20 protein-coding genes and 5 pseudogenes are annotated in these 19,576 nt (G+C 73.4%); 19 read left to right on the plus strand and 6 right to left on the minus strand.

Annotation, left to right across the window (positions count from 1 at the left end):
* Positions 1–101 precede the first annotated feature (101 nt).
* From ACE7GA_RS02610 to ACE7GA_RS02625, 4 genes and pseudogenes are all read left to right on the plus strand, one after another.
* Complete coding sequence (locus ACE7GA_RS02610; protein WP_376095207.1) at positions 102–1,412, plus strand: aminotransferase class I/II-fold pyridoxal phosphate-dependent enzyme; 1,311 nt, start codon at positions 102–104, stop codon at positions 1,410–1,412.
* Positions 1,413–1,536: 124 nt separating this feature from the next.
* On the plus strand, positions 1,537–2,661 hold the full coding sequence (locus ACE7GA_RS02615; RefSeq protein WP_376095210.1) for a hypothetical protein: 1,125 nt from the start codon (positions 1,537–1,539) through the stop codon (positions 2,659–2,661).
* A gap of 133 nt (positions 2,662–2,794) precedes the next feature.
* The gene (locus ACE7GA_RS02620; RefSeq protein ID WP_376095213.1) at positions 2,795–3,901 is read left to right on the plus strand and encodes a hypothetical protein; all 1,107 of its coding nucleotides are present in this window, start codon (positions 2,795–2,797) and stop codon (positions 3,899–3,901) included.
* Between the two features lie 252 nt (positions 3,902–4,153).
* Positions 4,154–5,157: pseudogene (locus ACE7GA_RS02625) on the plus strand (capsular biosynthesis protein).
* A gap of 12 nt (positions 5,158–5,169) precedes the next feature.
* On the opposite strand, the gene ACE7GA_RS02630 reads toward ACE7GA_RS02625, so the two are convergent.
* From ACE7GA_RS02630 to ACE7GA_RS02640, 3 genes are all read right to left on the minus strand, one after another.
* Complete coding sequence (locus ACE7GA_RS02630; protein ID WP_376095216.1) at positions 5,170–6,171, minus strand: SDR family NAD(P)-dependent oxidoreductase; 1,002 nt, start codon at positions 6,169–6,171, stop codon at positions 5,170–5,172.
* Between the two features lie 168 nt (positions 6,172–6,339).
* Positions 6,340–6,843, minus strand: a complete 504-nt coding sequence (locus ACE7GA_RS02635) for a YbjN domain-containing protein (RefSeq protein ID WP_376095219.1) — start codon at positions 6,841–6,843, stop codon at positions 6,340–6,342.
* 250 nt (positions 6,844–7,093) lie between these two features.
* Positions 7,094–7,537 carry an accessory factor UbiK family protein gene (locus tag ACE7GA_RS02640; protein ID WP_376095222.1) on the minus strand — a complete coding sequence of 148 codons (444 nt, stop codon included), beginning with the start codon at positions 7,535–7,537 and terminating at the stop codon, positions 7,094–7,096.
* A 100-nt stretch (positions 7,538–7,637) separates the two neighbouring features.
* Between ACE7GA_RS02640 and rfaD the strand changes: the two are divergent.
* The 6 genes and pseudogenes from rfaD (at position 7,638) to ACE7GA_RS02670 (ending at position 11,176) form a co-directional block, all read left to right on the plus strand.
* Positions 7,638–8,614: pseudogene (gene rfaD, locus ACE7GA_RS02645) on the plus strand (ADP-glyceromanno-heptose 6-epimerase).
* Positions 8,611–9,414 (plus strand): prolipoprotein diacylglyceryl transferase, encoded by an 804-nt coding sequence (lgt, locus tag ACE7GA_RS02650; RefSeq protein WP_376095225.1) that lies wholly within the window; start codon positions 8,611–8,613, stop codon positions 9,412–9,414. The pseudogene rfaD and the gene lgt overlap by 4 nt, the downstream one beginning before the upstream one ends.
* A 171-nt stretch (positions 9,415–9,585) precedes the next feature.
* Positions 9,586–9,834 (plus strand): annotated as a pseudogene (locus tag ACE7GA_RS02655) (SAM-dependent methyltransferase); the annotation flags it as partial.
* 125 nt (positions 9,835–9,959) lie between these two features.
* A pseudogene (locus ACE7GA_RS02660) lies at positions 9,960–10,154 on the plus strand (SAM-dependent methyltransferase); the annotation flags it as partial.
* A 48-nt stretch (positions 10,155–10,202) separates the two neighbouring features.
* Positions 10,203–10,415, plus strand: coding sequence for a hypothetical protein (locus ACE7GA_RS02665; RefSeq protein WP_376100594.1), 213 nt, complete (start codon positions 10,203–10,205; stop codon positions 10,413–10,415).
* A pseudogene (locus ACE7GA_RS02670) lies at positions 10,412–11,176 on the plus strand (polyphenol oxidase family protein). The gene ACE7GA_RS02665 and the pseudogene ACE7GA_RS02670 overlap by 4 nt, the downstream one beginning before the upstream one ends.
* Before the next feature lie 145 nt (positions 11,177–11,321).
* Here the strand turns inward: ACE7GA_RS02670 and ACE7GA_RS02675 are convergent.
* Positions 11,322–11,915 carry a thiamine pyrophosphate-dependent enzyme gene (locus ACE7GA_RS02675; RefSeq protein WP_376095228.1) on the minus strand — a complete coding sequence of 198 codons (594 nt, stop codon included), beginning with the start codon at positions 11,913–11,915 and terminating at the stop codon, positions 11,322–11,324.
* A complete protein-coding gene (locus tag ACE7GA_RS02680) occupies positions 11,912–12,433 on the minus strand; it encodes a phosphonopyruvate decarboxylase (RefSeq protein ID WP_376095231.1) in 522 nt (173 codons plus the stop codon). The genes ACE7GA_RS02675 and ACE7GA_RS02680 overlap by 4 nt, the downstream gene beginning before the upstream one ends.
* A 222-nt stretch (positions 12,434–12,655) precedes the next feature.
* Here ACE7GA_RS02680 and ACE7GA_RS02685 point away from each other — a divergent pair, with 222 nt between their 5' ends.
* From ACE7GA_RS02685 to ACE7GA_RS02705, 5 genes are all read left to right on the plus strand, one after another.
* Entirely contained in the window at positions 12,656–13,588 is a 933-nt protein-coding gene (locus ACE7GA_RS02685; protein WP_376095234.1) for a hypothetical protein, read from the plus strand.
* Positions 13,589–13,592: 4 nt separating this feature from the next.
* The gene (locus ACE7GA_RS02690; protein ID WP_376095237.1) at positions 13,593–14,027 is read left to right on the plus strand and encodes a hypothetical protein; all 435 of its coding nucleotides are present in this window, start codon (positions 13,593–13,595) and stop codon (positions 14,025–14,027) included.
* A 56-nt stretch (positions 14,028–14,083) separates the two neighbouring features.
* Positions 14,084–14,674 carry a Uma2 family endonuclease gene (locus tag ACE7GA_RS02695; protein WP_376095240.1) on the plus strand — a complete coding sequence of 197 codons (591 nt, stop codon included), beginning with the start codon at positions 14,084–14,086 and terminating at the stop codon, positions 14,672–14,674.
* Between the two features lie 81 nt (positions 14,675–14,755).
* Entirely contained in the window at positions 14,756–15,688 is a 933-nt protein-coding gene (locus tag ACE7GA_RS02700) for a ribose-phosphate pyrophosphokinase (RefSeq protein ID WP_376095243.1), read from the plus strand.
* 10 nt (positions 15,689–15,698) lie between these two features.
* A complete protein-coding gene (locus ACE7GA_RS02705) occupies positions 15,699–16,067 on the plus strand; it encodes a hypothetical protein (protein ID WP_376095246.1) in 369 nt (122 codons plus the stop codon).
* A gap of 33 nt (positions 16,068–16,100) precedes the next feature.
* On the opposite strand, the gene ACE7GA_RS02710 is transcribed toward ACE7GA_RS02705, so the two are convergent.
* Positions 16,101–16,880: a helix-turn-helix domain-containing protein gene (locus ACE7GA_RS02710; RefSeq protein WP_376095249.1), complete on the minus strand. Its 780-nt coding sequence runs from the start codon at positions 16,878–16,880 to the stop codon at positions 16,101–16,103.
* A 130-nt stretch (positions 16,881–17,010) separates the two neighbouring features.
* Here ACE7GA_RS02710 and ACE7GA_RS02715 point away from each other — a divergent pair, with 130 nt between their 5' ends.
* The 4 genes from ACE7GA_RS02715 (at position 17,011) to ACE7GA_RS02730 (ending at position 19,442) form a co-directional block, all read left to right on the plus strand.
* Entirely contained in the window at positions 17,011–17,403 is a 393-nt protein-coding gene (locus ACE7GA_RS02715; RefSeq protein WP_376095252.1) for a hypothetical protein, read from the plus strand.
* A 115-nt stretch (positions 17,404–17,518) separates the two neighbouring features.
* Complete coding sequence (locus tag ACE7GA_RS02720; RefSeq protein WP_376095254.1) at positions 17,519–18,145, plus strand: glutathione S-transferase family protein; 627 nt, start codon at positions 17,519–17,521, stop codon at positions 18,143–18,145.
* A gap of 77 nt (positions 18,146–18,222) precedes the next feature.
* Complete coding sequence (locus tag ACE7GA_RS02725; protein ID WP_376095257.1) at positions 18,223–18,846, plus strand: glutathione S-transferase family protein; 624 nt, start codon at positions 18,223–18,225, stop codon at positions 18,844–18,846.
* Positions 18,843–19,442, plus strand: coding sequence for a histidine phosphatase family protein (locus ACE7GA_RS02730; RefSeq protein ID WP_376095260.1), 600 nt, complete (start codon positions 18,843–18,845; stop codon positions 19,440–19,442). Before ACE7GA_RS02725 ends, ACE7GA_RS02730 begins: the two co-directional genes overlap by 4 nt.
* The last annotated feature ends 134 nt before the right edge of the window (positions 19,443–19,576 follow it).

Genomic DNA, 19,576 nt, shown 5'->3' on the forward strand with positions numbered 1-19,576 from the left:
GGCGGAAGCCGGAGAGCCTGACATGGAGCCGCCCGCGTCCCTCGCGGAGGCGGAGGATCTCGCCTCGGCCGCGCCCCCGGCGCGCCAACGGAGGCGGCGGAGTGACGGGCTCCGGATTGTCCGCCATCGCGCGCCAGGCCCTGCTGCAGCGCCTGGCCAAGCGCCGCGCGCGGCAGGAGGAGGAGGGGGCGGATGCACGCTCCTTCTCGACCCTGCCGGCGGTGCGCGACTACGCACTGGTGCGGGACGCGATGGGCGCGCTGGACCTGCCCAACCCCTTCTTCCGCCCGCACGAGGGCGCGGCGGCCGGCACCACGCGGATCGGCAACGCGGAATACGTGAACTTCGCATCGTACAACTACCTCGGTCTCAACGCCGACCCGCGCGTGCTGGCGGCCGCACAGGCCGCGATCGAGCGGTATGGCGTCTCGGCCTCCGCGTCGCGGATCGTGTCGGGCGAGCGGCCGGTCCACGGCGAACTGGAACGCGCCATCGCCGACCACTACGGCACGGAGGAGGCGCTGGCCTTCGTCTCGGGCCACGCGACGAACGTCACGGTCATCGGGCACCTGATGGGACCGCGCGACGTGATCCTGCATGACGCCGCGATCCACAATTCCTGCGTGGAAGGCGCGCGGCTGTCCGGCGCGCGGCGCATCCCCTTTCCGCACAACGATGCCGAAGCCGCCGAGCGCGAGCTGGCCGCGGCGCGGCGATCCGCGGGACGGGCGCTGATCCTCATCGAGGGTCACTATTCCATGGACGGGGACGTGCCGGACCTCGCCCGCTTCGTCGCGATGGCGCGGCGGCACGATGCCTGGCTCATGGTCGACGAGGCGCATTCCATCGGCGTGCTCGGCCGGACGGGGCGCGGCATCTCGGAGGAACAGGGCGTGCCGCCGGATGCCGTGGACATCTGGATGGGTACGCTGTCCAAGACCCTCGCGGCCTGCGGCGGCTACGTCGCGGGGCGGCGCGTCCTGATCGACTGGCTGCGGCATACGGCGCCGGGCTTCGTCTATTCCGTCGGACTGCCGCCCGTGCTCGCGGCCTCGGCCCTCGAAGCCCTTCACATCCTGCACGCGGAGCCCTGGCGCGTGGCGCGGCTGCGGTCGAACACGCGCCGCTTCCTCGACGCGCTGCGGGCACGCGGGCTGGACACGGGGCATTCCGCCGGCCACGCGATCGTGCCGGTCATGACGGGATCCTCCGTGCGCGCGGGCCGGCTCTCGGCCGCGCTGTTCGAGCGCGGCATCAACGTCCAGCCGATCACCTTCCCCGCGGTGCCGGAACGCGCGGCGCGGCTTCGGTTCTTCCTCTCCTCCACCCACGAGCCAGCGGCGCTGGACGAGGCCGCGGCGACGGTCGCATCGATCGCCGAGGGCGTCACGCCGGCCGAAGCGCTGGGGTGACGAGGGTTCGGCCGGGGTCTGCCGGTGTCGGGCAGGTGGTCTTCGGAAGGGCTTTGCCTTCGCGGACCCACCCACCGGGGACGAAACCGCCCCGGGACCGCGATCTGTTCTCGACGTCCCCAGCATGACGGCGGCCTCCGTCCGGGCCGTGGCGACCTCGGCCGACGCGGCTGCCTTCGGTGGGCTGCCCGCGGCGCTCGGCGGGGAGGCGGCAGGCTGGGCGGTGGCGCTGCCGGGGGAGGCGCGCCTCGTCTTCGACCCGCGCTGGAACCCCGCGCTGGCGGAATGGCACCTCGCGCGCTTCGTGGCGGAACGCGGCGGGCGCGTCGTCGGCCGGATCGCAGCCGCGATGCCGCGCGACGCGGCTATCGCGCGGGGCGTGGGGCATTTCGGATTCCTGGCGCTGGAGGAGGATCCCGGCGTGCTCCATGCTCTGCTGGACGCGGCGGCGGCCTGGCTGCGGGCGCGCGGCGCGGCGCGGCTGCGCGGTCCCCTGTCCTTCTCGATCAACCATGAGGTCGGGGCGCGGGTGGAGTGCTCGGCGGAGGGCGTTCCCGCCATGCTGCGCATGCCGCGGAACCCGGGCTGGCTCCCGGGTATGCTCGACGCGGCGGGTCTCGCGCGGGAAAGGGACGTGCTGGCCTGCACGCTGACGGTCGCGGAGCAGCGGCACCGCGCCCGCTTCGCGGCGGTGCTGGCCCGGTGGGACGGCGCGCGGGACCTGTCGGTGCGGGCGATGCGCGTGTTCCGGATGGGCGAGGAGGTCGCGCTGCTGCGCGACCTCTACAACGACGCCTGGGGCGCCAACTGGGGCGCGATGCCCGTCACCGAGGCGGAGGCGGCGGTCATGCGGCGGCTGCTGACCCCGCTGCTCCTGTCCGGGCGCGTGTTCCTGGCCGAATGGCGGGGCGAGGCGGTCGGCGTGCTCTCCCTCGTCCCGAACCTCGACGAGGGGGCGGAGGCGGGCGCGGGCCCCTGGCGCGTCCCGCGGCTGCTGCTGGGCGGCGGGCGCACGGCGCGCGTGCCGATGCTCGGCGTCCGACGGGCCTGGCGGGGCACGCCGGTCTCGGCCATGGCCACGGCGGCGCTGCTGTCGGCAGGCATCGGCCACGCGGAACGGCGGGGCTGGGACCGGGTCGAGGTGTCGTGGATCCTCGAGGACAACGGGCCGATGCTGCAGACCATGGCGCGGCTGCCGGCGCCGGTGACGGGTCGGTGGCGGCTGTGGGGCATGCCGCTGCGGCCGTAGCGGCCCCTGCCTCCCGGCCGCGCGCAGGCCTGCACGGCGCCGCCGGTATCTCTTGGACCCGCGGCGCGAGGCCGGGCGACGTTCCCCGCCGGCCGGGCAGCCGGTGCCCGGGAAACGGTGCAAGGAAGCCGCCATGCCGGACGTCATCCTGACCGACACCGCCACCTACGTCAGCCTTGCGACGGACGGGAACAGCGCCTTCATCGGCGACGACGCGACACTCTACTACGGCTTCCTCGTGCCGACGGTGTATGGCCAGTCGTCCCGCTCCCTCACGGTGCAGGTCGAGGGCACCGTGCTCTCGCAGGAGGTCAACGCCATCGTCCTCGAGGCGGATGATGTCGGCAGCGTCGGCGACCATAACGTGACGATCGGGGCGGAAGGCGCGACCTTCGCGAACCGCGACTACGTGTCCGTCGTCGTGGGCGGGACCGGGAACGTCGTCCAGAACCTCGGGACCGTCAGCGGCGGGGGCGGCATCTGGGGTACGGACTGCGGTGGCGGCCGGATCGAGAATGACGGCCTGGTCGTGGCCAGCCGCTTTGCCGCGGTGAAGTTGCTCGACGGGACCGGCCCGAACGTCATCCTGAACCACGGCACGATCACGGGCACGGGCACGGGCACGGACGGGTTGGTGCTGGAGAACGCGACGGCGACCGTGATCAACCTGGACGGCGGGGAGATCCGCTCGAACAGCGCGGCCGCGGCGGCGGTGGACGCCAGCGCGGCGGGGACGGCCGGCATGACCCTGCGCAACGCCGGGGAGATCGCCGGCGTCGGCACGGCGGTCGCAGGGTCCGCCGGCGTCGACCGGGTGCTCAACTCCGGCAGCATCTGGGGCGACGTGCTCCTGGGTGGGGGCAACGACGTGTTCAGCGGCCGACGCGGCTCGCTGGACGGGATCCTGCGCGGCGGGGACGGCAACGACACGCTGTTCGCGGGGATCGGCGACGACACGCTTGACGGCGATGCGGGCGCGGACCGGCTGGACGGTGGCGTGGGCGGTCGCGCCCAATGCGTCGGCGCGGGACGGGGCGTCGGCGCGGGACGGGGCGTCGGCGCGGGACGGGGCGTCGGCGCGGGACGGGGCGTCGGCGCGGGACGGGGCGTCGCTGGGACGCGGACGGCGGCATGCCCGCGTGCAAGTCTGCGGCCCAGTCGCGACCCGGGCGCGGCCCGGGCGCGGGTTGACCGGGGCCGACCTTCGAGCCATGCCGGTCCGGCCAGGCGCCTCGCGTGAGCGCAGGCCGAACGGATCCCGGTGACGACGCGCCGCTTCCTTTTCCTTCAGGGACCGATCTCTCCCTTCCTCCGCGAGGTCGCGGCGGGACTCGCCGCGCGTGGGCATGCGGTGCATCGGATCAACCTGAACCTGGGGGACTGGTTCCTCTGGCGCGGCGGGCCGGGGCGCGTGACGAATTTCCGCGAAGCGGCGGACGAGTGGCCGCGCTTCGTGTCGCGCGTGCTCGACGAGCACGGGGTCACCGACCTCGTGCTGCTCGGGGAGCAGCGGCCGCTGCACAAGGCGGCGATCGCGGCGGCGAAGGCGCGGGGCATCGCGGTGACCGTGACCGACTTCGGCTACCTGCGCCCGGACTGGATCACGCTCGAGCGGGACGGCATGAACCGCGACAGCGTCTTCCCGCGCGATCCCGCAGCGATCATGGCGCTTGCCGAGGGTCTGCCGGCGTTGGACCTCTCGCCGCGCTTCACGGATTCCTTCCGCAACATGGCGGCCTGGGACGTCGCCTATCACGTGGCGGGCCTCGTGCCCTTCGCTTGGCCGAACCGGCGGCACAACGTGCATCACCCGCTGCTCTACTACGCCGGCATCGGGTCCAGGCTGCTGCTGCGGGGGCGCGAGAACCGGCGCGGGGAGGCGGAGGTCGCGCGCGCGGTCGGCGCGGGCGGGCGGCTTTTCCTCTTCGCGATGCAGATGGAGACGGATTATTCCATCCGCGCCTATTCGCCCTACCGCGACATGGACACGCCGATCCGCGAAACGGTGGAGAGCTTCGCCGCGCACGCGCCGCCGGATCGCGGCTGCTGGTGAAGGCGCATCCGCTCGACCCCGGCCTGAAGCGCTGGGGTGCGCGCGTGCGGGCCATCGCGCAGCGCGCGGGGGTGCCGGACCGGGTGCACTACCTCGGCGGTGGAGCGCTGCGCGACCTGACGGAGCGGGTGGTCGGCGTCGTCACGGTGAACAGCACGGTCGGGCTGCGGGCAATCGCGGACGGGGTGCCGGCCCTGGCGCTCGGCGACGCGATCTACCGGGTTCCCGGGCTGACGCATGAGGACGGTCTCGACCGGTTCTGGACCGAGCCGCGGGCGGCCGATCCGGCGCTGCGGGACGCCTTCCTCCGCGCGCTGGCAGGCTGCGTGCTGATCCGCGGGGTCTACTATGCGCGGCCCGGGCTGGACGTGGCGGTGGCCGCGGCGGTGGAGCGGCTGGACCAGGGAATGGTGAACCGGCCGATGGTCGCCCCGGGCGCCTGACGCGGCACCGGGTCAGGCGCGGTAGTAATCCCGGTACCACGCGACGAAGCGCGCGACGCCCTCGGCCACCGGCGTGGCGGGGCGGTAGCCCGTGAGCGCTTCCAGCAGCGTCGCGTCGGCCCAGGTCGCGGGGACGTCGCCCGGCTGCATGTCGAGCATCCGCTTCTCGATCGGGCGGCCGACGGCGCGTTCCACGGCGTCCACGAAATCCATCAGGCCGATCGGGGTGCCGGCGCCGATGTTGACGAGGCGGTAGGGCGCGACAGGAGAGAGGGAATCGCCCTCGCAGGACGGTTGCCCGACTTCCGGCACGGCAGGGATCAGGCGGATGATCGCTTCGACCAGGTCGTCCACGTAGGTGAAGTCGCGGGTTTGCTTGCCGTGACCGTAGACCTCGATCGGCTGGCCTTCGAGCGCGGCCTTGACGAAGCGGAACAGCGCCATGTCCGGGCGGCCCCAGGGGCCGTAGACCGTGAAGAAGCGGAAGGCGGTGATGGGCTGTTTCCACAGATGCGCGGTGGAATGCGCCATGAGCTCCGTCGCGCGCTTCGTCGCGGCGTAGATCGTCAGCGGCGCGTCGGCCCGCTGCGTCTCGACGAAGGGCATCTCCGTGCTGGCCCCGTAGGCCGAGGAGGTTGACGCCATCAGCAGGTGGCGCACCGGGTGCTTCCGGCAGAGTTCGAGCAGGTTGAAGGTGCCGACGACGTTGGACCGCAGGTAGCTCTCCGGGTGTTCCAGCGAGTAGCGGACGCCGGCCTGGGCGGCGAGGTGGATGACGACCTCCGGCCGCGCATCCTCGATCACGCGGGTCAGGGCGTCGTTGTCGGCGATGTCGAGGACGTGGGCCCGGAAGGAGGCGCTGGCGGAGAGTACGGCGTGCCGCCCCTGCTTCAGCGCGACGTCGTAGTAGGGAACCATCGAGTCCACGCCGGCGACGGTGTGTCCTTCGGCGAGCAGGCGGCGCGCGACGTGGAAGCCGACGAAGCCGGCCGAGCCGGTGACGAGGACGCGCATCGGGTCAGGCTTGAGGGTGCGGGGTGGCGCGGCGGCCCGGTCGTGTCGTCATGTCGGGCACTCCGGCGGTCGGCCGGGGTTTAGGGCAGTTTGCCGGGGGCGGAACGGGGCCGCCGGACGCCGACGCCCCCGCCCCCGTCCCCGCCCCCGCCCCCGCCACGGCGACGATCAGGCCTCCCCGGCGCAGTCCAGCATGGCCGCGGCGATCGCGTCCGCCGGCGCCTTGCCGCCCCAGAGGACGAATTGGAAGGCGGGGAAGAAGCGCTCGCATTCCGTGATCGCGATGTCCACGAGGTCTTCCAGGCTCTCGACCGAGGCGCCGCGGGCGCCACGGAGGAGGACGGCGTGGCGGAAGACGGGGGTGCCGTCCTCCTCGTCGAGGCCGAAATGACCGATCCAGAGGCGCTCATTCGCGATGGTGAGGAGTTCGTGCAGCTTGGAGCGGGCGTCGGGCGGGACCTTCATGTCGAAGGCGCAGGTGAAGTGCAGGGCGCTGATCTCGTGCGACCAGGCGAAGTGCAGGCCGTAGTCGCACCACTTGCCCGGAGCCTCCGCCGCCATCTCGGAGGATGAGCGCCGGTCAAAGATCCAGTCGTTCGAGGCGACGATCTGCTCGACGATGTCGAGCGGGTTCGGGGAGCGGTCCCGGCTGACGGTGAGAGTGGCGGACATCGCGACACCTCCTGTTCCGGGCAGGGGCGGGCCGCCGAGATGTGGGGCGAATCGGCGGCCGCGACCCCAAGGGATTGATACTGCGTTGCGGAACGCGCCGACAAGGGCGGGGGATGCCAGGCGGCGCCGTCCGGAGCGCAGAATGCCGTGGACGAGTTGGGGCGGAGGCGGGCCGCATGCCCGGCCGGCCACCCGACATCCGGCTACGGCCCGGCGCGACAGGCGCAGCGGGCCGGGCGCTGCCTGATGATCAGGCCGAGCTGCCCTCGGCGCCGCCGGAGCCGCTGTCCGCGGTGTTCCCGCCGGACCCGCCGCTCGTGTCGTCGCGCCGGTATGCGGTGGCATCCATCGGGGCCGTGCGCGCCGCCTCTAGGGCGGCAACGCGGGCGGCGAGGGTCTCGACCTCCTCCCGCGCCCGACGGGCGACCTCGAGGGCGGCGTCCAGCTCCTCGCGCCGGACGAGTTCGAGGCGGGAGATCATCGCCTCGGTCTGGGCGCGGACCATGGCCTCCATCTCGGCGCGAAGGCCGGCGACGACCGAGAAGGCCCCGCTGGCGACACCGGCCAGGTCGTCGAAGAACTTGCCGCGCGCCCCGAAGCCGCTCCCGAAGCCGCCCCCGAAGCCACCGGGGCCGCCGCTGCCGCCCGTACCGCCGCCCGGGTTGCCGGGCCCGCTCGTGCCGTCCTCGCGCATGGGATTCCTCCGTGTCCGGGAGGGGATATGGCGACGCGGTGGGGCGAAGGGAACGGGGGCGCGGTTTCCCCCGGCGGCCCTTCGGGTAAGGCGCCCCGCCATGTTCCTCGTCACCGGCGGCGCCGGCTTCATCGGGTCGAACCTCGTCCACGCGCTCACCGACCGGGGGGCGGAGGTGACGGTCTGCGACCGGCTGCGCGACGGGCCGAAGTGGCGGAACCTGCAGGGGGCGGTGGTCGCGGGAATCGTCCCGCCGGACGACCTGCCGCGCTGGCTCGACGGCGCGCGGGGGTGGAGGCGGTGTTCCACCTCGGTGCCGTGTCGGCGACGACGGTGACGGATGGCGACCTCGTCGCGGGAAGCAACCTGAACCTGACGCTGCGGCTTTGGGACTGGTGCGCGGCGCGACGGGTGCCGTTCGTCTATGCTTCGTCCGCGGCGACCTACGGCGACGGGGCGCTGGGCTTCGAGGATGCCGACGATCCGCGCGCGCTGGCACGGCTGCGGCCGCTGAACCTCTACGGCTGGTCGAAGCACGCGACGGACCGGCGGATCGTGCAGATGCTCGGCCTGGGACAGGCGGCGCCGCCGCGCTGGGCGGGGCTGAAGTTCTTCAACGTCTACGGCCCGCGGGAGGCACACAAGGGGCGCATGGCGAGCGTCGTGCTGCACAAGTGGCGGCAGGTCGCGCGGGGAGAGGCGGCGACGCTCTTCGCGTCCGACCATCCGGATTATCCGGATGGCGGGCAGCGGCGGGACTTCGTGCACGTGGACGACTGCGTCGCCGCGATGCTCTGGCTGGCGGAGGAAGGGCGGCCCTCCGGGATCTACAACCTCGGCACGGGCACGGCGCGGTCCTTCGCGGACCTGACGCGCGCGATCTACGCGGCCATCCAGCAGCCGCCGGCCATCGAGTTCGTGCCGATGCCCACCGACCTCCGCGGCAAGTACCAGTACTTCACGGAGGCGCGGATGGAACGGCTGCGGGCGCTGGGCTTCGACCGACCGCCGACGGGGCTGGAGGACGGCGTGGCGTCCTACGTCCGCTGGCTGCGCGAGGAAGGAACCGACGCATGATCCCTGCCATCGCCTTCCCCGCCATCGACCCCGTCGCCGTGGCGATCGGGCCCTTCCAGGTCCGCTGGTACGCGCTGGCCTACATCGTCGGTATCGTCCTGGCGTGGCAGGTCGCGCGGCGGCTCGCGCCGCGGCCGCCGGTGGCCGCCACGCCCGTGCAGGTGGACGACTTCGTCACCTGGGCGACCCTCGGCGTCGTGCTGGGCGGGCGGCTTGGCTACATCCTGTTCTACCGGCCCGACATCCTGTGGACCGCGCCGTGGGAGGCGCTCTATCTCTGGCAGGGAGGGATGTCGTTCCACGGCGGCGCGCTCGGCGTGATCGTCGCGATCTTCTGGTTCGCGTGGCGCAACCGCATCCCGCCCCTTCCCTTCGCGGACCGGATCACGAGCGTGGTGCCGATCGGGCTCGGCCTCGGTCGCCTCGCGAACTTCGTGAACGGGGAATTGTGGGGGCGGCCGAGCGACGTGCCCTGGGCGATGGTCTTCCCGCATGCGGGGCCTGAGCCGCGGCATCCGTCGCAATTGTACCAGTTCATGCTCGAAGGCGTCGTGCTGTTCGTCATCCTCCAGGTGCTGATCCGCAATGACGCGATCCGCGCGCGGCCCGGGTTCGTGTCCGGCGCCTTCCTCGCGGGCTACGGCGTCGCGCGGATCGTCGGGGAGTTCTTCCGGCAGCCCGACGCGCATCTCGGCTTCCTCTTCGCCGGGGCGACGATGGGGCAGTTGCTGTCGGTGCCGATGGTCATCGTCGGGGCATGGCTGATGGCGCGGGCGCGTCGCGTGCCGGCCGTGGCCTGACGGCTGCGCTCCGTGGGCGGGGCGGAACGGCTCGACCGCTTCATGGCGCGGGCCAATGCCGCCTACTACGCGGCGCGGGATCCGCTGGGTCGGGACTTCACGACTTCGCCGGAGATCAGTCAGGTCTTCGGGGAATGCCTCGGCCTCTGGGCGGCGGTGACCTGGACGCTGATGGGGTCGCCCGATCCCGTGGTGCTGGCGGAGCTGGGGCCGGGGCGAGGGACACTCATGGCCGACGCGCGGCGGGCGGTCGCGGGGGTGATCCCGGCCTTCGCGGAGGCGGCCCGGGTGCACCTCGTCGAGACCTCGCCGGTGCTGCGCGCGCGGCAGGCGGAGGCGGTGCCCGACGCGACCTGGCAGGACGAATTGGAAGGGTTGCCGGGCGGGCCGCTGATCCTGCTGGCGAACGAGTTCCTGGATGCCTTGCCGATCCGGCAGTTCGTCCGGCGTGGTGCCGACTGGGCGGAGCGTTGGGTCGAGGGCGGCGCCTTCGTCGAGCGGCCGGTTGAGGCCCCCCTGCCCTGCCGGACGCGTCGGAAGGCGCGGTGGTCGAGGTCAACGAAGCCGCGCGGGCGATCGCGACGTCGTTCGCGGCCCGCGTGGCGCGGAGCGGCGGTGCCGCGCTGTTCCTGGATTACGGTCCCGCGCGGTCGGGGCCGGGCGAGAGCCTCCAGGCCATCCGGGGCGGCGCACCGGCCGACCCACTGTCGGAACCGGGCACGGCGGACCTGACGGCGCATGTTGATTTCGGCGCGCTGGCCGAGGCGGCGCGCGGGGCAGGCGCCGCGGTGCACGGGCCGCTCCCGCAGGGGATGTTCCTCGCGCGGCTGGGGATCCATGCGCGCGCCGCGGCGCTGGCGGCGGCCGATGCGGGACGGGGGCGTCGGCACCTGGCCGCGGCGATGCGGCTGACGGCGCCGGAGGCGATGGGGACGCTGTTCAAGGCGCTCCTCCTGTGCGACCCGCGGCTGCCCACCCCGCCGGGCTTCGAGGCCGCATGACCGCCGACTTCCTGACGCACGACGCCCTCCGCGGGCTGCCGCACGGATTCTTCACCCGCAACGGCGGCGTGTCCTCCGGCGGCTTCGCGACGCTGAATTGTTCCCTGTCCGGCAAGGATGACCGGGGGCGGTGCTGGAGAACCGGGCGCGGGCCGCGCGGGCGCTGGGGCTGGATCCTGCCTCGCTGTCGGGTCTGCATCAGGTGCACGGCGTGGCGGTCGCGGTCGCGACGGCGCCGATCCCGCCGGGACAGGGGCGCGTCCGACGATCGTGACGGACCGGCCGGGGATCGCGCTGGGCATCATCACCGCGGATTGCGGTCCCGTGCTCTTCGCGGATGCGGAGGCCGGCGTCGTCGGGGCCTGCCACGCGGGGTGGCGGGGGCGATCGCGGGAGTGGTCGAGGCGACGGTCGACGCGATGGAAGGGCTGGGCGCGCGGCGGGATCGGATCGCGGCGGTGCTGGGGCCCTGCATCCGGCAGCCCTCCTACGAAGTCGGGCCGGACCTGCGGGCGGAATTGCTGGCGGTGGAGCCGGAGGGCGGGCGGTGGCTCGCGCCGGGGGCGCGGGAGGATCGCTGGCAGTTCGACATGGCCGGGCTGATCGTGGAGCGCCTGCGCCGGTTGGGGCTTGCGTGCGCCGGGGCGCTGCCGAACGACACGCTGGTCGAGGAGACGCGGTTCTTTTCGCACCGGCGGCGGACGACCCGCGGAGCGGGGCCGATCGGGCACCAGATTTCGGTCATCGCACTGCCGGGCTGACCGGCGGGCCGGGTTTGCAAGCAGGCAAGGGACAGCGGCGCGCGGCTGTATCGGGCGTGGCGCGGGATGGGGCTCCGCTCGCGGACCGGCGTGCTTCACTGAGCGCCGGACCGGGTCCCGGAGGTCACTCCGGCGGTTCGTGCCGCTACATCGGTTCCAGGCCGAGAGCGCGGCGGAAGCGGATCTTCGCCGCCACGCCGTCCCGCCCCGGCAGCACGCGCGGGAGTTCGCCGGCGGCCACGCGGATCGCGGCGAGGCCCGGGCCGTCTCCGCAGCGCAGGAGGGGGATGGCCTCCTCCAGCGCGGCCTCGTCGCGAACCTCACGGGCCCAGGCGAAGCCGCAGGCGCGGGCGACGGCGGCGAGGTCGGTGCCGAGGGCGGTATGGCTCGCCTGCCCGCCCGTCTCGCCGAACAGGCCGTTGTCGAGCACGGCGATCGAGAGATTGGCCGGCCGCTGCGCCCCGATCGTCGCGAGGGCGCCGAGGCCCATCAGCTGTTCCCCGTCACCTGTCAGCACGAGGACGCGGAGGTCGGGCCGCGCGAGGGCCAAGCCCAGCCCCATCATCGCCGCGCCGCCCATCGCGCCCCAGAGCGGGAAGTCCAGCGGGTGGTCGCCCGCCGCGGCAAGGTCGTAGGCCGGCGAGCCGAGGCCGGTGATGACGGCAAGGTCGTCGCCGCGGTCCGCGACGATGCGGCGCACGACCTCGCGCCGGTCGAGGCTCGTTTCGGTGCCGCTCATTTCACCCACCGCTTCCGGCCGATCAGGCGCTGGCCCAGCAGCACCGCGACGGCCTGTTCCGAGGTGAAGGCGTCGTCCAGCGCCGCTTCGACTTCCGTCACGACCCCGGCGGCGGTGTCGGCCCGGCGGGTGCTGACGCCCATCAGTTCGAGCGTGGCGGGCGTGGCGCGGCCCATGGGGACCTGCCACGGGTTGAACTCGGCCCATTCGCCCCGCATCGTCACCAGCGCCAGCAGCGGGAAGCGGCAGGACGCGACGAGGCTGAGCATGTTGACGCAGTTGCCGACGCCACTGGACTGCAGCAGCAGCACCGCACGCTGCCCGCCGAGCCAGGCGCCGCAGCAGGCGGCGATGCCCTCCTCCTCCGTCGTCAGGGGGTAGGCCGACATCTCCGGCGCGGCGTGGGCGCGGCGGATCAGGTGGGCGTGGCCGGCATCGGGGACGTAGGCGACCTGGCGGATGCCCGCCTCCAGCAGGCGCAGGAACAGGGCCTCCTGCCACTCGGGCTGCGCCGTCACGAATCCTCCCCCGGCCGTACCGGTTGATCATGTCGGCTGCGGGACGGGGGCGCCAGCCGGGGTCCGCCAACCGTGGACCGAGGGAGCGCGCCCCGGCGAGCCCCGCCTCGCTTCCCCTGGCGCCAGGGCGCTCCGGTCGCGATAAGGCGGGGCGATGCCCTACCTCTTCATCTTCGTCCTGCTGGCCCTCATCACGCTCCTCGTCTCCTGCGTGATCGGCTGATGCGCGCACTCCTTCTCGTCGCGCTCGCGCTGCTCGCGGGCTGCGGGGACCTGCCGCAGCCCTTCCGGGGCAATCCAGGGCTCCAGGCGCGACGGCTGGCGGCGCCGCCGGCCTACCGGATCGCGGTGCCCGCGCCGGACGCGGCGCTGCTGCCCGACGCGGCCTCCACGGACTTCGCGGTGGCGCTGGCGGAGGCGCTGGACGCGTCCGACGTTCCGGCGGTGGCGGGCCCGCCGGCGCCACTGGACTGGCGCCTGACCGTGACGGCGGACCGGGAGGGGGCGAGCGTCGTCCCCTCCTACGTCATCCGCGACGCGGAGGACCGGCCGATGGGCCAGGCGCGCGGACGGCCGGTGCCGCTGCCGGCCTGGGCGGCCTCGGCCCCCGCGACCCTGCGGGAGGTCGCGGCGCGCGACGCGCCGGCGGTGGTGGCGCTGCTGGGGCGCGGGGAAGCGGCGCGGGCGGCCTCTGTGACCGTGCCCTTCAACGGGTCCGGCGGGCCGCCGCGGGTTCGGTTCGCGGGCGTTCGCGGGGCGCCCGGGGACGGGAACACGTCGCTCGCCGCGCGCATGCGGGAAATGCTGCCGGGGCGCGGCCTCGTCGTGCAGGACGGCGCGGAGGGCGCCGCCTTCGGACTCTCCGGCGAGGTCACGATGGCGCCCGCGCCGAACGGCCAGCAGCGGGTGGAGATCGTCTGGACCGTCACGCGGCGGGACGGGGCCGACCTGGGGCGTGCCGTGCAGCTGAACGAGGTGCCGCCGGGTACGCTGCGCGGCCTCTGGGGCGACGTCGCCTATGTCGTCGCGCAGGAAGCCAGCGCGGCCGTGCGCGACATCATCGCGAATGCCGGCGGTCTGGGCGAGGAGGCGGCGCGGCGGCGGGAGTCGCGCCCGCGGGAGCCGGCGGCCGCCGCAGCACCGCCGCGGAACTGATCGGGTGGCCGAGGGCTCCCTCCGGGACCGGCTTCGGAAGATCGAGGCCCTGATCGCCGGCGCGGCCACGCCCGGAGAGCGCGACGCCGCCGAAGCCGCGCTGGAGAGGGTTCGCGCCCGGCTGGCCGAGGCCGCGCGGCGCGATCCGCCGGTGGAGATGGCCTTCTCCCTCCCCGACCCCTGGGCTGCGCGCCTCTTCGTCGCGCTGTGCCGGCGCTACGGGCTGCGCCCCTACCGCTATCCCCGGCAGAAGCGCGCGACCGTGATGCTGCGCGTGCCGAAGGGCTTCGCGGAGACGGTGCTGTGGCCGGAGTTCACCGAACTGGAGGGCGTGCTGCGCGCGCACCTTGCCGAGGTGACGGAGCGGATCATCCGGGAGGCCGTCCACGCTGATACCGCGGAGGCGGAGGAAGTGCCGGCAGCCCTGCCGGGGCGTTGACGTTGGGCTTCCGGCGCGCGGGGATGCTATGCTCCCTACGGCGGAAGGAGGCGGCGATGGGCGGTGACCGGCCCGGACTGCTGGAGCGCGAGACGGGGCTGCGGCGGCACAAGCTGGACGTGGCCGCATATTACCGCATGGCGGAGGTGGGGATCCTCGGCCCCGACGATCGCGTCGAGCTGATCGAAGGGGAGATCCTGGACATGGCGCCGATCGGGAGCGCGCACGGGGCGACGGTGGACAGCCTGGCCGAGGCCGTGCGGGCCGGGCTGGCGCGCCGGGCAATCGTGCGGGTGCAGGGCCCGCTCCGCCTGTCGGGAGAGAGTGAGTTGCAACCGGACCTGATGCTGCTCAGGCCGCGCGAGGACCGCTACCGCGGCTCGCATCCCGGGCCGGGGGATGTGCTGCTGCTCGTCGAGGTCGCGGACAGCACCTTGCGCACCGACCGGACCGTGGAACTCCCCCTCTTCGCGAGCCAAGGCATCGCGGAGGTCTGGATCGTCAGCCTTCCCGAGGGAATCGTGGAGGTTCATCGCGGACCGCAGGGCGAGGCGTGGCGCTCCACCCTGCGCATGGGCCGGGGCGAGGTGCTGGAGCCCGAGGCCTTGCCGGGCCTGCGCATCGCGGTGGACGACGTCCTGGGCTGACACCCGGGCCGGGGGTGCGATGGACAGCGCGGGGGGTGGTTGCTATCCCCCCGCCGCCCCCGGGACGCCGCCCAGACTTCCATGAAGATCATCGCCTGCAACTCCAACCGCCCCCTCGCCGAGGCGGTGGCCGCGGTCCTGAACCTGCCGTTGACCCAGGCCTCCGTCCGCCGCTTCGCGGACATGGAGATCTTCGTCGAGATCCATGAGAACGTGCGCGGCGAGGACGTCTTCGTCGTGCAGTCCACGTCCTACCCCGCGAACGACAACCTGATGGAGCTGCTGATTATGCTGGACGCGCTGCGGCGCGCCAGCGCGCGGCGCATCACGGCGGTCATCCCCTATTTCGGCTACGCGCGGCAGGACCGGAAGTCGGGGTCGCGGACGCCGATCTCCGCGAAGCTCGTCGCCAACCTCATTACCGAAGCCGGCGCCAACCGCGTGCTGACGATGGACCTGCATGCCGGGCAGATCCAGGGCTTCTTCGACATTCCCGTGGACAACCTCTTCGCCGCGCCGCTCTTCGCGCGCGACATCGGGGAACGGTTCAAGGGGCGTGACCTGATGGTCGTCTCCCCCGACGTCGGCGGCGTGGTCCGCGCGCGGGCGATCGCGACGCGGCTGCACACGGACCTCGCGATCATCGACAAGCGCCGTCCGCGTGCCGGCGTGTCGGAGGTGATGAACGTCATCGGCGACGTGGAGGGACGCGACTGCATCCTCGTCGACGACATCGTGGATTCGGGCGGCACGCTCTGCAACGCGGCGGACGCGCTGCTGAAGAACGGCGCGCATTCCGCCAGCGTCTACGTCACGCACGGCGTGCTCTCGGGCGGCGCCGTCGCGCGCATCGGCGCGGCGAAGATCGAGACGATGGTCACGACCGACTCCATCCAGGCGACGGAGGCGGTGCGCGTGTCCTCCAATATCCGCCAGTTGACGATCGCGCCGCTGCTGGCCGAGGCGATGCGGCGGATCAGCGAGGAATCCTCCGTCTCCACGCTCTTCGACTGAGGACGCCGCCGTGCCCGAGAACCCGCCGCTGAACTTCGCCATGTCCCCGGACCGGACGCGCGTGACCGTGACCCCGACCGTCCCCGGGTCCTTCGAGCTGACGGCGGATCAGGTGGACATGCTGATCCGCGCGCTGATCGCCGGTCGCACGGGGATGCAACCTGCGCGGGACGCCTATGCGCCGCAGGAACTGTCCCGCGTCCTCACCGCGGACGGCATGCAGACGCGGCTGCAGGAGGAAGGGGACGGTTCGGGCGACGTGTTGCTCGGGCTGTTCCACCCCGGCCTGGGGTGGCTCGGCAGCCATTGCAGGAAGGACGCTGTCGCGCAGCTCGCGGATGCGCTGAACGAAGCGCGGGGGAAGGCCGCGAAGGGCTGAGGCCTCGCCGGGTCGGATGCGGCGGCCGGGACGTCAGCGCCCGGCGCCGCGGAGTGCCGCGGCGGTGGCCTCGTCCATCGGGAAGAAGGTCTCGACCGTCAGCTCGGAGAGCGTGACCTCGGCCGCCGTGCCGAAGATCATCGTTGTCGTCAGGAAGGACAGCTCGGCTCCGCCGACGCGCAGGCGAAAGGGGATCGCCAGCGGGTCCGTGCCGTCATGCGAGGAGGGTGGTGCGGGATAGCCGCGCAGCTCGCGAAGCAGCTCCGCGAGCACGGCGTCCCCCGACATCGTCGCCTGCCGCGCAAGGCGCGCCAGCAGGTGCCCGCGCAGCTGTCCGAGGTTCACGATGCGCGGCGCGAGGCCGCGCGGGTGGAGCGCCAGCCGCATGACGTTGACCGGTGGGGCGAGCAGCGCGGGATCCGCGCCCTCCATCAGCGGCGCGACCGCGGCGTTGGCGGCGACGAGGTTCCAATGCCGGTCCACCGCCAGCGCGGGGTAGGGCGCGTGGGCGTTCAGCACGGCTTCCACCGCCTCCCGCGCCGGGCGCATCGCCGGGTCGTCGAGCGGGCGTTCCGCGAAGACCGGCGCGAAGCCCGCGGCCTGGAGCCAGAGGTTCCGCTCGCGCAGCGGCACTTCGAGGTATTCGGCCAGCCGCAGCACCATCTCCCGCGAAGGCGCCGCGCGTCCCGTCTCGATGCAGGAGAGGTGGCGGGTGGAGATTTCCGCCTCCAGCGCGAGGTCCATCTGGGACAGGCGCCGCTTCGTCCGCCAGTCGCGGAGGTGGTCGCCGATGCTGGGGGTGCGCGTCGCCATGCGGTGGAGGATGCGGGGAAGCCGCCCGCGCTTCCATGACCCCGGAGGTCATGGATTCGCGGCGGCGGGCCGGGCCAGGGTTCGCCCCGCCGGCCATCCCGCCGGTCCCCAACGGATGGAACGACACGTGATGAACCTTCCCCTCCTGCGCCGCGTGCTGCTGCTGGACGCTGCGGCCTGCACGGGCTTCGGCGTGCTGCTGCTGGCCGCGGCCGGGCCGCTCGGTGACCTGATGGCGCTGCCCGTCGGCCTGCTGCGCGGCGTCGGTGCCGTGCTGCTGCCCTTCGCGGCCTTCGTGGCCTGGCTTGGGACCCAGGCCGAGCCTTCGCGCCGCGTGGTGCTCGGCGTCATCGCCTTCGGGGCGCTCTGGGTCATCGAGAGCATCGCCCTCTTCGCGCTGGGCTGGATCGCGCCGAACGCGCTCGGCACGGCCTTCGTGCTGGGCCAGGCCGCGCTGGTGGCGGGCTTCGCCGCGACGGAATGGGCTGCCCTGCGCGCGCCGGCGGCGCTGCGGGCGGCGTGACCCTTCCGCCGGGCGGGCCGGTACCGCGCGCCGGCCCGCCCGGACGCCCCCGGGCTTCACCGCGGGGCCGTTTCCGGCCACCTTCCGCCGCCCTTCGGCGGCGAGAGGATACCCGATGAAGCTCTACTACTCCCCCGGCGCGTGTTCGCTCGGAATCCACGTGATCCTGGAGGAGATCGGGAAGCCCTACGAGCTCTCCCCCGTAGCGCTGAAGGACGGGGCGCAGCACAAGCCGGCGTTCCAGGGGGTGAACCCGAAGGCGAAGGTGCCGACCTTCGACCCGGAGGATGGCGGCGCGGTGCTGACGGAGTTCACGGCGATCGCGCTCTACCTCGGCCTGTCGAATCCCGAAGCGGGGCTGATCCACGAGGGCGCCTGGGGCGTCGCGCGCGCGGCGGAGGCGGTGGACTACATCACCGGCACCGTCCACCCGCACGCCTTCACCCGCCAGTTCCGCCCCGGGAACTTCGTCGCGCGGGAGGAGGACCACCCGCACGCCGTGAAGGTCGCGCGGGAGAACGCGCAGAAGTATTTCGGCGTGGTGGACCGGCTCTGGGCCGGCGGGGACTGGTGGCTGAAGTCCGGCTACTCCATCGCCGACGCCGCGCTGTTCTTCGTGGAGTACTGGCAGATCAGGCGCGTGGGTGAGCCTGTGCCGCCGCGCATCCAGGCGCATTTCGAGCGTATGCTGGCGCGCCCGGCCGTGCAGCGCGCGTTGCAGCAGGAAGGTCTGCCGGCGTGAGCAGCGCATCCTCTCCGCGCGCCACGGGCGCGACCCTCTGGACCTCGACGGGAACGAGCGGGTCCATCCCGTTCGTGATGTCCCGCATCATCGGTGCGCCGGTCGAGCCGCACTGGGTCTCGCTGCGGGCCGGTGACACGAAGACGCCGGAATACCGGGCGATGAACCCGAAGGGCCAGGTGCCCGTCCTGCAGTTCGCGGACGGCGCGGCGCTGACGGAAATCCCGGCGATCGCGCTGGCGCTGCACGAGATGACGCCGGGTTCCACGCTGTTCCCCGCCGGCGGGATCGAGCGCCTGCGGGCCTTCGAGCAACTGGCGTGGTGCCACTTCACCATGCCCGCGATCTTCTTCCCCGCCTTCGCCGGCGCGCGCATGGCGGGCGGGGACGAGGCGGCGGGGGCGGCGCTGCGAGCCGCCGCGCCGAAGCGGATCCTGGCTGCGATGCGGATCGCGGAGGGCCTGATCGGCGACGGCACCTCTCTCGTGCAGGGAACGCCAGGGGATGCGGTCCGGGCCGCCGACGTGTTCCTCTGGACGCTCGTGCGGTTCTGCGGATTCCTGAAGGTGGACGTGTCGGAATATGCGGGGGTGGTGCGCGTGTCCGACAAGGTCGCGCGGCATCCCGGCACGGTCCGCGCGCTCGACGAGGAGAAGGCCGAGGACGCCCGCCGCGCCGCCTTGCAAGCACCCTCCGCGTGACGGCGGATTTCCTCACCCGGCCGCTGCACGAGCCGGCGATCAACCCCGTGCCCTTTTGGTTCCTGCGGCACGGGGAGACGGACTGGAACGCGCGGATGCTGTCCCAGGGGCAGGTGGATATCCCGCTGAACGCGGTGGGGCTGATGCAGGCGGAGCGCGCGGCGGGCGCGCTGGAGGGGCGCGGGATCGCGCGCATCCATTCCAGCACCCTGACCCGCGCGCGGGTGACGGCGGAGACCGTCGCGGCGCGGCTCGGCCTGCCCGTGACGCTCGACCCCGAACTCCAGGAATGCGCTTTCGGCGTGCAGGAGGGCCAGCCGATGTCCGGATGGTTCGACGACTGGATCGCCGGGGTGTCCACGCCGGAGGGTGCGGAGCCCTTCGCGCATCTCCGCGCCCGCGCCGTCACCGCCATCAACCGTGCGACGGCGGGGGAGGGCACGGTGCTCGTCGTCGCACACGGCGCGCTCTGGCGCGGGTTCCGCGCCGCGGCGGGCATGGAGGCGAATGTGCGCACGCCCAACGCCCTGCCGCTCTGGGTGGAGCCGGTCGGGGGTGGTTGGCGCTTCACGGCGGCGGAGCTGCCGCCGGAATAGCGCGGATCGGCGGGGCCGGTGCCCGACGGCACGTGGCCCCTCAGCGTGCGACCCGCCGGAACGCCCAGCAGGACGGAAGCGCCGCGCCTCACGGGACCGTGCGCAGGACGGGCCGGCGTGGTTCCGCGCCGGGG

The sequence above is a fragment of the Roseomonas sp. CCTCC AB2023176 genome (genome assembly GCF_042259275.1).
GTDB lineage: Bacteria > Pseudomonadota > Alphaproteobacteria > Acetobacterales > Acetobacteraceae > Roseomonas.